The following is an 18029-nucleotide window of genomic DNA, read 5'->3' as shown; positions in this document are numbered from 1 at the left end:
AAAAGTATAAAGGTTAATATTTGTACCTCACATACTTGGAATTTGCTGTATTACCTAAAATATACTTATATATATTTTCAAACCTATAGTTGTATATACTTAAGCTTATTTTACCCTAAAAAGACTGTGGAATTCACACTGATTATAAGTTTGTGGAAGAAGAGCATTGCTCTTCAGTGAATCAGGAAGTAGGTCTCCAATTTTATCGCCTAGCTAAAGCTGACTAAAAAAATCAGGTCAATAGCCTCTCGTTTTAAGGAGATAAAAAAATCAACTTCAGTATTTAAAGCCTCCTAGTTCAGCCAGAAAAACTGTGTTAATAGTTCCTCTCCAGGAGGCTAACTGATAACTGAAATGAGTGATTTCCAAACTAAAGAAGGTTTTTAAATGAAACAATGCCCTTAACAATTCTTGTTGTTGATGATGACTTGGGAACTAGGTTATGTCTCAGTGACTACCTAGAGGTATCTGGTTACTTAGTTGTAAAAGCTGAAAATGGTCAACAAGCTTTGGATGTAGTCGAGAAATCTCAGCCTCATCTGATTATTACTGATATTGCTATGCCAAAAATGGACGGTTATGAACTGGTAAGACGAGTTCGGGCACGTCCAAATTTTCGTCTCTTTCCTCCTGTGATTTTTCTAACTGCTCATACAAGTACACAGGATCGAGTGAAAGGTTATCAATTGGGTTGTGATATTTATTTACCAAAGCCTTTTGAATTAGTAGAGTTAGGAGCAGTAGTCCGCTCTTTATTAGAGCGATATGTTCTGCTCACCCAAGGTTCACCTATACCTAATTCTTTATCTACTAATAATCAATCTTTAGTAACAGAAAAGCTATCAAAATCAGATTATTCAGAAGCAGTATCTCAGTCAATTATTATAAATTCTCAGATTAGTTTGACAGCTAGAGAACAGGAAGTTTTAAGTCTCTTACTTAATGGTCTTTCTAATGTTAAAATTGGCGATCGCCTACATTTAAGTCCGAGGACTATTGAAAAATATGTGAGTAGTTTATTCAGAAAAACTGATACTAACAATCGGGCTGAATTAGTCCGTTTTACTATGGAAAATTACTTGTCTAATTAATCTTAATCAAAACAAATTTAGTCAATAATTTTCCAGATTATTTATCTGAAATTCACCGATCGCTAACCACTATTTTCTTTTGATTTATCAAATAATCTAATAGTCCTTCACAAGCATCTAAGAGTATCTCAATCACATAATCAAATCCATCTGAACCACCATAGTAAGGATCGGGTACTTCTTTAACATCAAAATATCGACAAAACTCACACATTAACTTTACTTTATCCCCATATTTACTAGCGCTATCTAAGCGAAGTACGTCCCGATAATTTTCCTTATCCATTGTGAGAATTAAATCAAAATTATCAAAATCTTCTACTTGAAATTTACGAGCTGAACCTTTCAGATTAATACCTCTCATCTTAGCTGCATAAGTCATTCTAGAATCAGGAGGACTACCTATATGATAACCTCCAGTACCAGCAGAATCACAAATTACACCTTCACTCAAATTAGCTTTTTCTATCAGATGATTCATAATATTTTCTGCCGAGGGAGAACGACAGATATTACCAAGGCAAACAAATAATAGTTGATAAGACATAAATTAATTTAGAATTTAGAATCCAGAATGTAGAATTATTAAATTAATTTAGAATCCAGAATTATTAAATTAACAAATTAACCTTTTTTAGTTCTTAATTCTTAATTCTTAATTCTTCAGAAATTGAAAAGACTAGGATATAGCTTATCAGTTAGTTTACAATATTTTGTAGTTACCTAACTTAAAAACTGTCCTAGCCATTATTACTATTTAAACTATAATCCAGGAATATTTAAACCACCTGTCAAATCTTCCATACGTTCACGCATAGTAGCAGTAGATTTAGTATAAGCATCTAGCATTGCTGCTGTCACCAATTCAGAAATTACCTCTGCTCCTTCCCCCAGTGCATCTGGTGAAATTTCTACTCGCCTTGGCTCTTGGTTCCCACTCAAAAAAACCTTTACCAAGCCGCCACCTGCTACCCCTTCAACTTCTAATTGATCGAGTTCTTCCTGAAGTTGTTTGGCTCCTTCCTGAACTTGTTGAGCTTTTTTAAAAGCTTCAGTTAGTTCTTTCATTTTACCTAAGCCGAAGCCAAAACCTTTTCCTTGTGACATAATTACTCTTCTATGGTAAGTCTTATTTGGTATTTGTTTGTTGCCATTGATAGATTCTCAATCATTGATACAGAATCTAATTTTATTTTGTGCTTGAGTAGGAGCTGATTAAAATGCTAACCTACACAGCTATAGCATCATAGCATCTATCATAAAAATCATAACACTACATATAGATTTTTAGCGCTTGATTATAATGAATAAATTGACATTTATTTTCCTAATTTATCCAAGATTTTCTCAGATAATTCATTAATAATCTTAACCAAAAGCTCTTTATTGTTGTTCAACTGCCTTAAGCCTAGTAATTAATGGTTCCAGAAGGTGGGGAATCTGAAAATGCTACTTATTTCAGATACTTTAACCAATAAAAAAACGATCATAATTGATTTTTTGTTGGGGATCTGAAGTTATTGGCATAAAAATCATCTTGGCAACGATAATTCCTTCATTTTCTCTATTTTATTTGTACCTTTAAATTATGCAACTACTATCAAACTCAAGCTATCCTTTATTAGTATTAAAAACTTGCTACTTCTGAAAAATCTCCTATAACTTTTACCTCTGGTTTTAATAACAAAGACCACTGCTTTTCCACCTGTTCTTGAACATGGTAAATCAGTTGTAAAATCTCGTTAGCTGTAGCTCCTCCACAGTTAAGAATAAAGTTAGCATGGCGGTGAGCAACTTGGGCCATACCTATTTGATAGCCCTTAAGTCCAGCTTGTTCGATTAACCAACCAGCAGGTTTTGGTCCAGGATTCCGAAAAACACTACCACAACTTGGTAAGTGATAAGGTTGAGTAGTTCTTCTCTTGTGAAAATTTTCAGAAGTTATAGCTGTTAGTAGAGCAGGCTTTTCTCCTGGTTGTAACTGGAAAGTAGCTTGAGCCACAAAAATAGATTTACCTTGCAGCTTAGAATAGCGATAACTATATTCCAAATCTTGAGCAGACAAAATATTTATCTGACCATTAGGCAAAACAACATGGGCATTCACCAATATATCAGCCATACATTTACCTTGTGCCCCGGCATTCATTACCACAGCACCACCAACAGTGCCAGGGATACCAACAGCCCACTCCAAACCTTGCCAGCCCATTTTTGCTGCTTTCCAAGCAAGACGTGGTAATGATTCACCTGCTCCCACACTTAGAAGACCTGTTTCTTGTTCAAAAGAGATTTGACGGAGATTACGACTACCAATCACTAATCCAGATAAACCACTATCGCTGACTAGCATATTAGAACCTGCTCCTAGGAGAGTTATTGGTAATTCTTCAGAGTTAGCAAACTGAAAACTTGCTTGTAGTTGATCCAATTTTTTTGGTGTAACATACCATTGAGCAGGCCCTCCGACTCGGAAAGAAGTTAGAGGAGCCAGAGGAACATTAGACCTAATTACACAATCTGTTCCTAATAATGGGATAGATTTATACTGTGGTCTTTGAGCTGAACTAGCTATGTGATAAGAGAGAGTCATGGTCATAACTAATAACTTGAATTATCCTAATTTACTGTTTTAGAGTTATACCAATTAGATAAATATTTGCTACATATTGGTAGTCGGCTAGGAGGACGAGCTATCCTATCGGTACTATAAGTCATATAGTACAGTGAAGATATATTCAGGAATTGTCACTATCGCTGCTTCCTAATTCTGCAATAAACCTTTAGCCTGTAACATTCTTTGATCAAATTGGTACTATTTAACTCAACTTAATCTTTTGTATTAAGCTATTTCATGCTTACACGACCTGGTAGTGAGGTAGTTGATAATATTCCATGAGTTCTGGGATAATGTGATTCAGGTTGCCAGCACTCAGAAATATTGCCATATCCCCTGGTTGTAGAACTTCATGCAAAAATTTACTCACTAACTCTAAAGATGGTTGATAATAAACCTGTTGGTGGTAACTAGAAATTGCTTCAGCTACTTGTTGGCCATCAATTTGACCATCAGATGATTCTCCGGCACTGTAAATATCAGTAACAATCACCATGTCAGCGTCATTAAATGACTTAGCAAACTCTGAAATAAAACTCTGAGTACGACTATAACGATGAGGTTGGAATATAGCAATCACTCTTTCGATTGGCAATAAGTTATTTGGTTTAATGAGGGGTAAATTTGTTGTGAATATATCAGACTTTGGATTTGATTCCTGAGTTTTCCGTAAGCGAGCTGCAGCCAGAGTTGCATTAATTTCACTAGGATGATGAGCATAGTCATCAATAAATACAATACCGTTATATTCTCCCCGATTTTCAAACCGACGATGAGCACCTTCAAATTTAGCGATCGCTGTAGCAATAGCTGTAAATTCTAGACCTAATAACCTACCCACTGCCACAGCAGCCAAAGCATTACTTAAGTTATGTTTACCCAATAACCCCAATTGTAATTTTCCCAAAAATTGGCCTCTTTCCCAAACACGAGCCAAGGTAAGATTAGCTTGATAATCTACACAATCTACTGTATAGTCAGCCTCACTTTCGGGATTAATACTGTAACTAATAGTTGGTTGAAGTTGATCTTTAACTGTTGAGCAGTCGATACAACCGACTAGACTCTCACAGTTTCCTTTAAACACTTGGAAAGTTTCAACAACTTGTTCTAAACTTTCATAATGGTCTGGATGGTCTAACTCAATATTAGTGACTACACCAATGTGGGCAGATAATTTAACTAAAGAGCCATCTGACTCATCTGCTTCTGCCACCAGATAAGGACTTTTACCTAAACGAGCATTGCCTTCCCAAGCGTCTACTTCTCCACCAATAACAATAGTGGGGTCTAAACCAGCTTCTAAAAGCATAAACCCAATTAAACTGCTAGTTGTCGTTTTGCCATGGGTTCCAGCTACAGCAATGCTTTGATAATCATGAATTAGAGCTGCCAATAAATCTGAGCGATGGAAGATTGGACATCCAAGTTCAACGGCTGCTTTATACTCGGAGTTTGTAGTATTAATTGCTGTTGAACAAACTACTTGTGGTAGTTGATCAATTTCTTGGTTATTTCCTACTCTAAGATTGTGTTTTTTTGTCATTACTTCTCCTGTATTTACACGGAGATCAGTATGAGATAAATGGGAGTTAGAATTGTTTGACAGATATAAATTTTGTTCTTCAATAGTTTGTTGAAATAACTCTAAATTTTTGGCTTCTTGAGACCAAAATATGTGCGCTCCTATTGCTTCTAAGCGCCTTGTTATATGGCTTGATTTGAGATCGGAGCCATAAGTAGGCAACTTACGTTTAGCTAAAATGTAAGCAAGAGCCGACATTCCAATACCACCAATACCAATAAAATGAAATGGTTTACCACTTAAATCAACATATTTACTCATTAATTGCTCCTTACACACCACACCGCGTCCTTAACACGCGACATCATACCAGGAATTTTTTTTTTTAGATAGAGTTTAGCAGTAATTTCGCAAAAACACTCGTTAGCTTCGTGAATAGTCTCTATCTCTCGTGATTAGTTTGTTTTATATCAAATATTTACCTACTGGCCAATATTTTTCCGGACATATCTGAAAAACAGATCGAGGATTAATCATCAGGATTTTTTTCCAAAAAAACAAATATTTATCCTAACTAATCAGACCAAAAAAATTACTATTCAAGGTTAGTAGTTGGACAACAAACCGTTGAAGAATGTAGTATGATGAAAAATCCTTACTTATTATTTAACTTGAGCAACATTTGCTTGTTAAAATCTAGGACATTGGTTGGAGTTATAGGGAGATTCTATAGAATGTTTCTATCGCTGAAGTGATAAGTCAGAAGTTAAATTCTTACCGTGACTAATTTGGAGAGTTTTGAGAATGTCCTAACCGCCCTGGCGGCTGCTATACAAATTCAAACTGTTAGTTTATGACGCTTCGTATAATTTTCATTAAATTGATCTTTAAATCAACTTAATATTTACTTTAATAAATTACTTGGGATCGTAATTAACCTACAAAAAAATTACCACATTACCATTTTGCTGTATGATAATGCTCAAGGTTAATTTTCTTTTAAGCTCTCCTGGCTGAAATTCATATCACTTCTCTAAAAGTAAGGGATGTGGAATCAAGCTATAGCAGAGTTTAAATCTGAAATAAATATCTGAAACTGCTCAAACTATCAATAAGTAACCAGTGGGGCAGCAGGGGGAATCAATCGATTAACTCGGAATATATCCACTTAAATGGATAGATTTACCGAAAAACCCATACTGAAACTTTTTTTATCAGTGTGTGGAACTGTCTAAAAATTGAAATTTTACAAGCTTTTGTTAGGAGGTAAAAAAGTGATTAGAGTTGCCATAAATGGTTTTGGACGGATTGGACGGAATTTTTTACGTTGCTTGCTCACTCGTACAGATAGCCAACTCGATCTTGTAGCTATCAACGATACTTCCGACCCCAAAACTAATGCTCATCTACTAAAGTACGATTCAATGTTGGGCACTTTAAAAGGTGTGGATATTAGTGCGGATGAAAATTCTCTTACAGTTAACGGCAAAACAATTAAATGTGTTTCTGACCGTAATCCTTTAAATTTACCATGGGGAGACTGGGGTATTGATTTAATCATTGAGTCTACAGGTGTATTTGTGACTGAAGAAGGAGCTTCTAAGCATTTACAGGCAGGAGCTAAGAAGGTTTTAATTACTGCTCCTGGTAAGGGTGGACAAATTGGGACTTTTGTGGTAGGTGTTAATCACCAGGATTATAAGCATGAAGATTACAATGTTATCAGTAATGCTAGCTGCACAACAAACTGCCTAGCTCCTGTTGTTAAGGTGATAAACGATAACTTTGGTATTATCAAAGGTACAATGACCACAACTCATAGTTATACTGGGGACCAACGTATTTTGGATGCTAGTCACAGAGATCTACGACGGGCCAGAGCTGCAGCGGTAAATATTGTGCCAACTTCTACAGGTGCAGCTAAAGCAGTGGCTCTAGTAATTCCAGAAATGAAAGGTAAGTTAAATGGTATCGCGATGCGTGTTCCTACTCCTAACGTTTCTGTTGTAGACTTAGTGGCTCAAGTTGAGAAAAATACCTTTACTGAACAGGTAAATGAAGTTATAGAAGCAGCTGCTAATGGACCAATGAAGGGAATCATTGAATACAGCGATCTACCTCTGGTTTCCATTGACTATCGTGGGCATGATTGTTCTTCGATTGTTGATGCTAGTCTAACAATGGTTATGGATGGCGATATGGTAAAAGTTATTGCTTGGTATGATAATGAGTGGGGTTATAGTCAGCGTGTTGTAGACTTGGCTGAAGTTGTAGCACAAAATTGGCCTGCATAGTATTTTTGAGTGTTGATTTTCTGAGTTTTAACAGAATATTGGCAGAAATCTTCACCTAAAAATTTTTAATTTTAGGTGGGGATAAATACCAATCAATACCAAGCTTGTGATATAACTACTTAGGCAAAATTAATTGTATATTTAGCTCTTGTTAAACAATTTTTTAGGGTGAATTTTATATCCAATTAATTTTGCACAACTTTTAAAAAAAGTAAGGATTTACATAATAAAGCTACTTTTTTGCTTCTAAATAGCTATAAATTAATTTTTCTACCTACTTTTGAAACATTAAATATGGTGGTAAAGTAAACTAGAAAAATTAATGGTAAGTTGGTCAGAAATATGGTCTTGTGGATTCATTACAAATTTGGACAACACTTTATTCAAGTATCTGTTTGTAGATGTGTAATTGTTGTTATTTGTAATGAATCCCATACCTGAAAAACTTGTACTAATTGTTGTCATGTTTATGAAAAACTGGGAGGCTCAAAAGTTTTCAAATGTCCTGAATATAAGGCCGTAATTCCTAGAGATATAAATGGCCTACGAAATATTATGGTTCATACTTTGCAGGCAACTGTCTTCACTGTCAAAGGTAATTTTATACTATAGTTCTGATTAGTTGATTTGACTGATTTGAGTAGGTTAAATGTTTCACATAATTTCAGTTTTATGAACTATAACATCACAATCAATAACTTTAGTCTGGTATCTCTACAAATAAAACGTTCTTCTCTCCTTGACAAGCATGAAGTATTTTATTATGATTCGGGTCAATACAGGGGGAAAACATCACCTTTATCAAAACTGTACTCAGTGAATGAAGATTCCAGTTTCGTCGCATAAGCGCAACGTCAGGAATATGTCAAAAATGTTGAAATCCTTGGCTAAGTGTAAGTTGCTCATTTGGGTATATTCCTTGGCTATCTACTAATAAGATATCTGTATCATTTGTGGTTGTACCAACTATAGCCGCACCTACTCCAATTTTTTGAACTAATTTTTGCCCATAAACTGGTGGTAAACATAAAACTAGCTCGAAATCTTCACCTCCATATAGTGCCCAGTTTAATGCTTTTTTAGATGAGACAAATTTAGTCAAAGAAGAGGGAATAGAAATTTGATTTCTGTCAATTCTAGCCCCCACCTGAGATGCTTGACAAATTTGAATAATTGCATCTCCTAGGCCATCACTACTATCCATTCCTCCTACTAGGATCGGGTTTTTGCTATCCTCTTCCCTACTAAAACTATTTAAAGATAAACATTCCCATAAAATTGTTAAAATATCAAATCTTGGTTTGGGACGTTGGTGAGCTAAAATTAGGCCAGAACGTTCTGCTTCTGTGAGAGATGCACCTACTTCTGGAGCAAGTAATAGTTCTAATCCAGCCCTTGATGCTCCATGGACTCCAGTAGTCACTATCACATTTTGGGGTTGACAATTGGAACGAAGAATAGTAAAAAAAGGATCAACTTCTCCAAAAGCAGTAATTGAGATAGTAGAAACTGACGATCGCACAATATCTCCACCAACTATAGGGGTATTGTATGGCTCTAAGCATTCAGAAATACCTTTGTAGAGTTTTTCAACCCAAGTAACAGGTGTATCCCCAGTTAAACCAAGAGCGATCGTAATTCCAATGGGAAAAGCTCCCATTGCTGCAAGATCGGATAAGTTAGCAGCAGCACTGCGCCAACCTACATCTTCGGGGGAAGTTGTGCGATCGCTAAAATGTATTCCATCAACAAGTGTATCAGTTGTTACTACTAATGATTTATTGGGTTGAGTTGGTAAAATAGCAGCATCATCCCCGATAATATCCTCTGGGCAAAAACGGTGTAATCTTTTTAAAAGTCCTTGTTCACTAATATCTTTAACTTTGAGCATCAGAATGTATCCGTAATTATCGCTTTTTTCATCTTAGTTACAGTAAGGTATATAAAGCAACCTTAAAATTTCTAGATGGGAAAAAAGGCAATTCTTCTCTTTCAGCTAATCGTATCGATGAAACTTTCTAAACGCTACATTGTGATCGCAGTAAATAACGCGATCAATCTATTAACTAGCTATTAGCTTTTCCTTACAGAATGTTCTGCTTGCCAGCGTTTAGCTATCAGCTAAAAATACAAGGATTTACACCAGTTTTGTAGTTGATGAGGTACAAAGTTTTAGGACTTTGGAAATAGGGAAAAAATTAGTATTAAACTGTACCTCACTATCCGCGCAAAGAGCTATAAGTCCCCCACTATATTTGGAAAAGCGCGTGGTGTTTGTTAATGGGGGGACTCAATTAAAAGACACCAGAGAAGCTGATAGCTGTTAACGCAGTTCCTCAGCAAGAGGCTAACTAAGTGCTGACTGCTACTTCAAATGGAATCATTGAGCCACTTGACATATCTTCAGACTATTCAATTACAGAGTTAACAAACACTCGAACTAGGGTTCGCCATATAGTATTATAATGAAATAATAAGCACTATAGCCTTTAAAAAACTTCTAACAGCACTATTAACCTGCGGTATGTAGGATAGGTTTTTGTTGAGAGCAGAGTTGCAAAAGGGAGTCGTAGTGCTGCATATCATTTCATAATCGCTACTTACCCACAATTAATGATTTTTTAACTACTATTAACTACTATATTTATGGGAGGTTTGATTATTTATAGGTAGTTTGTTAATTAGCCAATTTCACCAGAATCTAGGTTTAGAGAATCCAGAAATTATCTTACTTGGCTGGTAAATTCTGGAGCAAAACTAATAATTAATACAATGAACTCTTATTCATCTAGATATCTAGAAACAAAAATATTAGATTTAGCAATAAGTTTTACACCATAATTCAGAAATATACTTATAGTATGTTAGGATTTTTTAGTATCATCTTAGGCAATAATTATACAGGATACTTTGGTAAAAACAATATAATTAAAATGTTTATTTTTGCTGTCGGAAAAATAAATATTACTTTTGCATATTTATTTGTTTTTTGTTATTATATAAACTAAGTATATCGTTAGTTGAGAGAATAGTTGAGATACTGCAAATCTTAAATTAAGTAACTGTAATATTAGTCCAAGTTTAATTTTTAATAAATCAAATTAACAAATATTAAGAATTATGTAAAAGATTAATAAAAGTTCATTGTAAAGCAGAGTTATTGGCAAAAATCAAGACAACTATTCGGAAGAAATAGTGTTGTAAGCTACATTTTTTTCAGTGTAAATAATAAATGATAGTTTACAGTACAAGGTAAAAGACGACTTCTTAACATTACTTTAATAACTTTCCTGATCCATGAAACCAAGAATCATAGTCTGTGGCTTGGGTCGTACCGGCTACAAAATATTTCGTCTATTAAGACAGCAGGGTGCAACAGTTGTTGGCATAAGTGACCGCCCACTCCGTGGAGAGGGTTCAGAAATTATCGTCGGCAACTTTCGTTCAGCATCTACATTATTAGCAGCAGGCATTCAAAGTGCCCATACTCTGGTTTTAGCAGGGAAAGAAGAGTCTGTTAATTTGGCCGTCTTAATGTTAGCAAGGATTCTAAATCCGAAAATTCGGATTATCAACCGTCTATTCAACACCAGTTTGGGCGATCGCTTAGACCATACCCTAACTGACCACACAACCATGAGTGTGTCAGCTTTAGCAGCTCCAGTATTTGCTTTTGCAGCCTTGGGTAATCATGCTATTGGTCAGCTACGTCTATACAATCAGACCTGGCCAATGCACGAAGAATTGATCGATCGGGATCATCCTTGGTTAGGTCGTAAGATTAGTTCGCTTTGGGACGATCGTTCTCTGATGTTAATTTACTATATACCAGTCACAGATCCAATCGATCTAGTATCTGCAGTAGTAAAAGATCGAGAGTTACGAGTAGGAGACCGCCTGATTATTGCCAGCAAACCTAGTGTGCGAACCCGCAGACAAAGTTTGATTCATAACTTCTTCAAAATATTTGCCAGACTCAGACAGTTTCAGAGACATAGTAAATCAGCAGTAATCCTCAATTTAGCTCTTTTAGTAACTGTCTTAGTTTGTACTATTACTTATATAAGTATTAATCTCAATAATAGTTTTGTTGATTCCCTATACTTTACTGTTGGTATGATTACAGGAGCAGGGGGAAATGAAAAAATAGCAGAGCAAGCACCAGGTAGTATTAAAATATTTACTTCCATAATGATGCTTGTAGGTACAGCGATCGTAGGTATTTGCTATGCACTTCTAAATGACTTTGTATTAGGTACTCGTTTCCAAGAATATTGGGATGCTGCTCGCATTCCTCTGCGTAATCATTATATTATCTGTGGGTTTGGTGGAATTGGTTTACATATTGCCCAGCAACTTGTTGCTAGTGGTTATGAAGTAGTAATAATAGAACGCGATCCTTGTAAGTGTCGATTTCTCAATACTGCCAGATCGATGAAAATTCCTGTGATTGAGGGAGATGCAAGTTTATCTACGACGTTAGAAGTTGCCAATATTGAAAAAGCTGAAGCTCTATTAGCTGTAACAGGTAATGATATTGTTAACTTAGAAATTGCTCTGAGTGCTAAAGGTCTGATGGCGAAAATACCTGTTGTCGTGAGAAATCAAGACCCGCATTTGGCCTTAATGGTACAACAAGTATTTGAATTTGAGTCTGTACTTAGTCCCACAGAATTAGCTGCTCCTGCTTTTGCTGCTGCAGCGATCGGTGGTAGGATTCTTGGCAATGGAATTACAGCAGATAGTTTGTGGGTAGCATTAGCCACTTTAATTACACCAGGACATCCTTTCTGTGGCAAAGTTACTCAAGACGTGGCTCATAGTGCTGACTTTGTACCCTTGTATATAGAAAGCAATGGCAAAGAAATCCATGGTTGGGATTTGTTGGCGGCGACTCTTAATTCAGGTGATGTCTTGTACTTAACGATGCCAGCAAATAGACTAGATCAACTTTGGAGAAATGCGCCCATACAACTAATAAGCAATGTAGTTGAATAGACAGAAAACCCCATAAATAAATTTTAGGGGTTTACATTTACTTTCGATGACTTCAATTTTACTTTTATCTATAATTTCTATATTTTAGTTGAGTAGACTAACGTCAGGATTCAGGAGAGAAGAACAGAAAAAATTACAGGTGCAGGAAGCAGTCAATTCTTAAATTTTATTATTCACTAATTATCCAGACATGATATTATGTAAACTTATAAATTTCTCAAATAAGTTGAAAAGTCAGATAATTTCAGTGACAATCTAGAAATATTGTCTATTTTATTTATAGAAAAAAATAAGAATTACTCAGGATTTTGTCAACCATACATCACAGAATATTTGGATTGATTTTATCAACCTCTAGGTAGGGTTTGCGCTCAAAAGTCTTATGGGTGAGGGTAGGAGTCAGGAGACAACCCACCCCTGCCCCTCCCAGGAGGGGAAGACAGGAGACAGGAGGAGTAACGAATTTAGAGAAGGCAATCGGAAGAATTATCCCTCAATTGCTCTGTCCAAATCTTGCTGTTAATACTAACTTTTTGAGGCTTTTCAACTCAAAGCGAGCGTACTTTTTCCAGACTTAAAAATGCCAAAATCTTTATCTGTAAACACTTTCATATTTATTCAGCAAACCCTAAGTAAATTCAACTATCTACTATAAAACAATGTGGTACTTTTTATATGGGTGCTGCATTTTTCATTTTATTATATTAAATTAAGTAGTATCATTTTTATAAAAAGGTACATAAACCGGGTTTGTATGAGTAGATGTTAGTATTTTGAGATATCTAATACTTTCCCTGGTTTGTTATGAATAAAAAGGATAAATTATATTCTAACTACTACTTTTTCCTAAAAAGCTAAAAAAAATATTAATTTATAGTATTTTTCACAAAAATAGGCGATAAAACTTGTTGCTTTAAACCCAAATCTCTGTAGTCTATTTTAATAAAAACTGCTATAACTAAAACTGCAAACCAGAAAAATTTAGTAAAAAGAAAAAAGTAATATGGCAAATTTTAATCTACTACTAATGGCGACAAAACAAACAATTAATCCAAAAAAAATTAGCAAAGTTATTGGCTTATCAACTTTAGGATTAATGATATTTTTAGGAGTAATAACTACCATTTCTCCCGATGCAATGTCACATGATGCAATGTCACAAAATAATGAAGATAATAATCAACTTCAACCAAACTCGGAATCAACAGAAAAGTCTCTATTTATTGCCTATCCTTCACCAAATCATAAAACTACTTCCGACCGAATTTTCTTAATTGGTACAGCTTCTCCAGAGGCGGAAGTTACTGTTAATGGAAAACCAATTAATGAGCGTAGTAGTTCTGGTCATTTTGCCCCTAGTTTTCCATTACAAATAGGGGAAAATATATTTACTGTACGCCATCAAAATGAGGAGATTATTTTCAAAATAACACGCAATTCAAATCAACCACCTTTACCAGTAGGAATAGCTTTTAGTCAAGACTCTTTGACTCCGACAAAAGATATTGCCAGAATGCCAGGGGAATTAATTTGTTTTCAGGCGATCGCTCCTCCAAATGCTAATATTTCTGTATTATTAGCTGCACAAACTATTCCTTTACTTTCTCAGTTTCAAGTAGTAAATTTACCAGGAAATTTAGCAGTATTAACAGGAGATAATCAACCTGTTCCTTCTGCGGGAGAATATTATCAAGGTTGTGCAAAAGTAGAGAAACCAGGAGAGTTAGGTCAACCTGAGTTTAAACTAAGTGTGAGGGGTAAAACGGTGACTCAAAAAGCACCGGGAAAAGTGACTATTCTTTCTCCAACTGTATTTGAGGTAGCGGAAGTAACAGTAGAAGAGGGAGTTGCGAGAACTGGACCAAGTACCACTTATTCCCGCTTGACACCCTTACCAAAAGGTACTAAAGCTTTGATTACAGGGAAAGAAGGAGACTATTTACGCCTTGACTATGGGGGGTGGATCAGAGCAAATGAGACTAAGATATTTACAGATGCAGCACCACCCCGTTCGGTAATTCGGAGTGCTATTGCTCGCCAGGTTCAAGGTGCAACGGAAATTAGATTTCCTTTGCAAGTACCAGTGCCAATAACAGTCGAACAAGGCGATCGCTATTTAACTTTAACTCTGCATAATACTACGGCTCAAACTGATACTATTCGTTTAGATGATGACCCCTTAATTGAGCGATTAGACTGGCAACCAATTCTAACTTCAACAGTGGAAAATGAACAGGCAGTTCAATATAAATTTTATTTAAAAACAGACCAACAATGGGGTTATAAATTGCAATATGTTGGTACAACTTTACTATTAACTTTACGACATCCTCCGGCAGTAAAAAGTGGAATTAGTTCTACATATAAACCTTTAACTGGAATGAAAATTTTAATTGATGCCGGACATGGGAGTGAGAATGATTTAGGGGCAAGAGGTCCGAATGGTTATCCTGAAAAAAATGTGACATTAATTGTGTCAAAGCTATTACAGGATGAGTTAATTAATCGGGGAGCTTCGGTCTATATGACACGGAAAGCGGAGGAGGATTTATATCCTAAAGACCGTGTAGAAATGATTAATCAACAAGTGCCAGATTTAGCACTTTCTGTTCATTATAATGCTTTACCTGATTATGGAAATGCCCTAAAAACTCAGGGAATTGGTACTTTTTGGTATCATCCTCAAGCTCATAGTTTGGCAGTTTTTTTACATAATTATTTAGTGGAAAAATTAGACCGACCTTCCTATGGGGTATTTTGGAATAATTTAGCCTTAACTCGTCCGGCGATCGCTCCTTCTGTGTTATTGGAATTAGGGTTTATGATTAATCCTTATGAGTTTGAATGGATTATGAATTCTCAAGAACAAAAGAAGTTAGCAAAAGCATTAGCAGATGGAATTGTGGAATGGGTAAAAAATTCTGAATAAATTGAAATAGTGATACTGAATGCTTACTTTATAAGTATTCAACTGGACATAATATTAGTCCTAAATTTTGATCTTTGAAAAATTTTCACGATAAAATAAAGTCTCAATCCTCCCCTTTGAAGGGGATAAAAAAAGAAAATTAAGTATTTCAAGTCTCCCTATTCCAGGAGATACTGTTAACGAAGTTTCTCGGGAAGAGGCTAAGTAGGGTTTGCTGCTAAAAAAGTCTGATGGATGAGGGTAGGAACCAGGATTCGTAGGGGCGATTTCGTTCCGAATGCTGTCGTAAATGTGTAATTAGGAGTATGATCTAGGAAATCGCCCCTACAGGAGTCAGGATAAATGGGAATGACACGAGGATGTAGTCGGATACATTTGTTCCTCAATTTTTCCCGGCAACTCTTGCTCAAAATCTATAGCGGTTTTCACAAAGGTAGACTACAAAATTTATTCCTTCTTCCTTATTCCTTCTTCCTTTAAACCCAAATCTCTGTACTCTATATTAATGAAAACTGCTATAAGTATTTTGAGCTATGCTTCGCAAAAACCTTGCACTTTTAGAGAATATGCAAAGGATAAAGCCTTGATATGTTAATACTTTTAGATTTAATCAGCAACCCCTAAGTATTAACTAATAACTGAATTGACAAAATTGACCTTTATAAAATTGACGTTTATATTGCTTAAAATTATCTCTATTTCATTTTATTTAAACATTAGGGAAATATACCTTTTATTTAAAATTGTTTTTTGTAAAAATCGAGGAGTATTGCACCATTCTCCAAAGGCAGGTAAAGCAACTTGCATCAAAAAGTCACGCCATTTACGAGTAATAATTTTTGGGTGAATACTTAAGCTGCTTTTATAACCATTGCTAACTAATTTTTGTCTAAGATTAATATCTGCTTTTAACCGCTTAATAGCTGATAATAAATCTTCTGAAGTATTTACCTCTAAATAATCAATATTTTTTTTCCCCTCCGTTTGGTAAGCTGACTCACAACCTAATATAGCTGGCACTCCAGCTAACCAAGCATTAAAAAGTTGAGTCGCTGGTTGATTGTAATAATCTGGTATATTTTTAAAACTTCTAACCGCTACAACTCCATCAATTTCTTGATAATTACTCCACCGATTTTTGATGTGCAAATAATCTGACCAATGATAACTATGTACAACAGGATACCAACGTAAACCTAAGTTATTTAATTGTTTTTCCCAAGCTGGTTGAAACAGTTCAGGAGCTAGATTTTCTTGAGAACCAAAAAAAGCAATATTTTCAAAGCGATCGCCTCTTAAAGGGTCACGGGGAATTAATCCAGGTTGTGGCCAATGGGGCAGATAATAACTGTCTTTAACTTTCTGCACTTCTGTGGGATTTTGTACTACATGAAGTTGAGCATAACCATAAGACTTTGATTCAGCTTTGAGGAAAATAAATAGTTGATTTTTTCCTGGTTTAATGGGTATTTTATGAGCTTCTAAGGCTTGATGATGAAAAATAATTATTCCTTCAGATGGTAGTTCACTAACTAATTTACAAGGAAAACCATCAGCTTGTAAACGCAAATAAGTTTGAAAAGTCCAGGCATAAATTCCTAAATTAAATCCAATCCATTCATCCTCAACATTCCTAGGAGTTACTACAGGAAAATAACATTTTGGAATATAGAAATTAACTATTGGTAATACCATAATTATTCAAAAAATGCCAAAATATTATCCTGGCTCAATCAATTAACACTCAAAATATTTTATCAAAGTTTATGAAGAACAACTTAAATATAGCTACAGTTGTTTTGCTCGGAACTTGTTCTGAGTTTGTCTGGTGGCTCTGGCTGATTGTACACCCTATTTGCCATAAATTCAATAGTTGAGATAGAAGTCATATTTGGGTTATGAATAAAATTCTCTTGGAATTAGAAAACAGGGAACAGGGAACAGGGAAAAGTTAAGTAGGATGATAGTTTCAGAGCTTTTCTATATTTGTGGATTTTTGACGAATTGTTGACCATACCTATAGTTGTGAATATGACTATTTTTGTACAGCAATTTTTAAGATGATGAGCTACAGTTTAATACTAATTAATATTGCCTATTCCCTATTTACTATAATCTCTAAAGTGAAGTTTTAAATCTATTGAGTAATTTTGAAACACGAATATTCAACTCCTCGAAAAAGAGTGAATTTTTTAGTCTTTTTTCGTTTAATTAAATACCCAAGAAGTAGTTATACAAATTTAATCAACTTAGGGTAAATTAGTAATCTTATCCCAAAATTTAAAATAATTCCCTGAAATTAATGTAGCGTCAAATTTTTGCAGCAAAAAAAATCTTACTTTTAACTGTCTTAAGTGCGTAATTCTGAGGGAACCTCAGAATTACGCATTCGATGCATGACTTTCGTGAAACGGTATTACCGAAATATTGTAGTTTAAAGCCTCCCCTTTTAAGGGGATAATAAATCAAAATTTTCCTGTTCGTCAATCCTCTTCTTTTCAAGGAGAGTTCATTAATTGATAATTGATAATTGATAATGGATAATTGATAATTACCTCTGGTTAAAACCGAGAGG

Annotated in this window: 10 protein-coding genes and 1 pseudogene; 5 read left to right on the top strand and 6 right to left on the bottom strand. The window is 35.1% G+C overall.

What is annotated here, in order from left to right:
* The first annotated feature begins 395 nt into the window (after window positions 1-395).
* Window positions 396-1091, top strand: a complete 696-nt coding sequence (locus tag ACP6PL_RS28085) for a response regulator transcription factor (RefSeq protein WP_426548635.1) — start codon at window positions 396-398, stop codon at window positions 1089-1091.
* 52 nt (window positions 1092-1143) lie between these two features.
* Here the strand turns inward: ACP6PL_RS28085 and ACP6PL_RS28080 are convergent, their stop codons facing one another.
* From ACP6PL_RS28080 to murC, 4 genes are all read right to left on the bottom strand, one after another.
* Window positions 1144-1638: a low molecular weight protein-tyrosine-phosphatase gene (locus ACP6PL_RS28080; protein WP_426548634.1), complete on the bottom strand. Its 495-nt coding sequence runs from the start codon at window positions 1636-1638 to the stop codon at window positions 1144-1146.
* A gap of 215 nt (window positions 1639-1853) precedes the next feature.
* Window positions 1854-2198 carry a YbaB/EbfC family nucleoid-associated protein gene (locus ACP6PL_RS28075; protein ID WP_426548633.1) on the bottom strand — a complete coding sequence of 115 codons (345 nt, stop codon included), beginning with the start codon at window positions 2196-2198 and terminating at the stop codon, window positions 1854-1856.
* A 520-nt stretch (window positions 2199-2718) separates the two neighbouring features.
* Window positions 2719-3690 carry a UDP-N-acetylmuramate dehydrogenase gene (gene murB / locus ACP6PL_RS28070; RefSeq protein ID WP_426548632.1) on the bottom strand — a complete coding sequence of 324 codons (972 nt, stop codon included), beginning with the start codon at window positions 3688-3690 and terminating at the stop codon, window positions 2719-2721.
* 259 nt (window positions 3691-3949) lie between these two features.
* Window positions 3950-5554 carry a UDP-N-acetylmuramate--L-alanine ligase gene (murC, locus tag ACP6PL_RS28065; protein ID WP_426548631.1) on the bottom strand — a complete coding sequence of 535 codons (1605 nt, stop codon included), beginning with the start codon at window positions 5552-5554 and terminating at the stop codon, window positions 3950-3952.
* 953 nt (window positions 5555-6507) lie between these two features.
* Here murC and ACP6PL_RS28060 point away from each other — a divergent pair.
* Together ACP6PL_RS28060 and ACP6PL_RS28055 are read left to right on the top strand one after the other, a co-directional pair.
* Window positions 6508-7527 carry a type I glyceraldehyde-3-phosphate dehydrogenase gene (locus ACP6PL_RS28060; RefSeq protein ID WP_426548630.1) on the top strand — a complete coding sequence of 340 codons (1020 nt, stop codon included), beginning with the start codon at window positions 6508-6510 and terminating at the stop codon, window positions 7525-7527.
* Window positions 7528-7980: 453 nt separating this feature from the next.
* Window positions 7981-8139 (top strand): annotated as a pseudogene (locus ACP6PL_RS28055) (RNA-guided endonuclease TnpB family protein); the annotation flags it as partial.
* Between the two features lie 253 nt (window positions 8140-8392).
* On the opposite strand, the gene thiL reads toward ACP6PL_RS28055, so the two are convergent.
* Window positions 8393-9418 carry a thiamine-phosphate kinase gene (thiL, locus tag ACP6PL_RS28050; protein WP_426548629.1) on the bottom strand — a complete coding sequence of 342 codons (1026 nt, stop codon included), beginning with the start codon at window positions 9416-9418 and terminating at the stop codon, window positions 8393-8395.
* Between the two features lie 1406 nt (window positions 9419-10824).
* Here thiL and ACP6PL_RS28045 point away from each other — a divergent pair.
* Window positions 10825-12525 (top strand): potassium channel family protein, encoded by a 1701-nt coding sequence (locus ACP6PL_RS28045; protein WP_426548628.1) that lies wholly within the window; start codon window positions 10825-10827, stop codon window positions 12523-12525.
* 1003 nt (window positions 12526-13528) lie between these two features.
* Entirely contained in the window at window positions 13529-15454 is a 1926-nt protein-coding gene (locus ACP6PL_RS28040; protein ID WP_426548626.1) for an N-acetylmuramoyl-L-alanine amidase, read from the top strand.
* Window positions 15455-16159: 705 nt separating this feature from the next.
* Here the strand turns inward: ACP6PL_RS28040 and ACP6PL_RS28035 are convergent.
* Window positions 16160-17149, bottom strand: a complete 990-nt coding sequence (locus ACP6PL_RS28035; RefSeq protein WP_426548625.1) for a hypothetical protein — start codon at window positions 17147-17149, stop codon at window positions 16160-16162.
* Window positions 17150-18029: the final 880 nt, after the last annotated feature.

Source organism: Dapis purpurea BLCC-M126, from assembly GCF_050015975.1.
Taxonomy (GTDB): domain Bacteria; phylum Cyanobacteriota; class Cyanobacteriia; order Cyanobacteriales; family Microcoleaceae; genus Trichodesmium.
The sequence above is the reverse complement of the archived record's forward strand: the minus strand, read 5'-3'. Positions and strand labels throughout refer to the sequence as shown.

What these genes read in the sequence shown, in the direction of transcription:
- thiL (WP_426548629.1), bottom strand. Translation starts at nt 9,418, where the DNA reads ATGCTCAAAGTTAAAGATATTAGTGAACAAGGACTTTTAAAAAGATTA.
- murB (WP_426548632.1), bottom strand. Translation starts at nt 3,690, where the DNA reads ATGACCATGACTCTCTCTTATCACATAGCTAGTTCAGCTCAAAGACCA.
- ACP6PL_RS28085 (WP_426548635.1), top strand. Translation starts at nt 396, where the DNA reads ATGCCCTTAACAATTCTTGTTGTTGATGATGACTTGGGAACTAGGTTA.
- ACP6PL_RS28080 (WP_426548634.1), bottom strand. Translation starts at nt 1,638, where the DNA reads ATGTCTTATCAACTATTATTTGTTTGCCTTGGTAATATCTGTCGTTCT.
- ACP6PL_RS28045 (WP_426548628.1), top strand. Translation starts at nt 10,825, where the DNA reads ATGAAACCAAGAATCATAGTCTGTGGCTTGGGTCGTACCGGCTACAAA.
- ACP6PL_RS28035 (WP_426548625.1), bottom strand. Translation starts at nt 17,149, where the DNA reads ATGGTATTACCAATAGTTAATTTCTATATTCCAAAATGTTATTTTCCT.
- murC (WP_426548631.1), bottom strand. Translation starts at nt 5,554, where the DNA reads ATGAGTAAATATGTTGATTTAAGTGGTAAACCATTTCATTTTATTGGT.
- ACP6PL_RS28075 (WP_426548633.1), bottom strand. Translation starts at nt 2,198, where the DNA reads ATGTCACAAGGAAAAGGTTTTGGCTTCGGCTTAGGTAAAATGAAAGAA.
- ACP6PL_RS28040 (WP_426548626.1), top strand. Translation starts at nt 13,529, where the DNA reads ATGGCAAATTTTAATCTACTACTAATGGCGACAAAACAAACAATTAAT.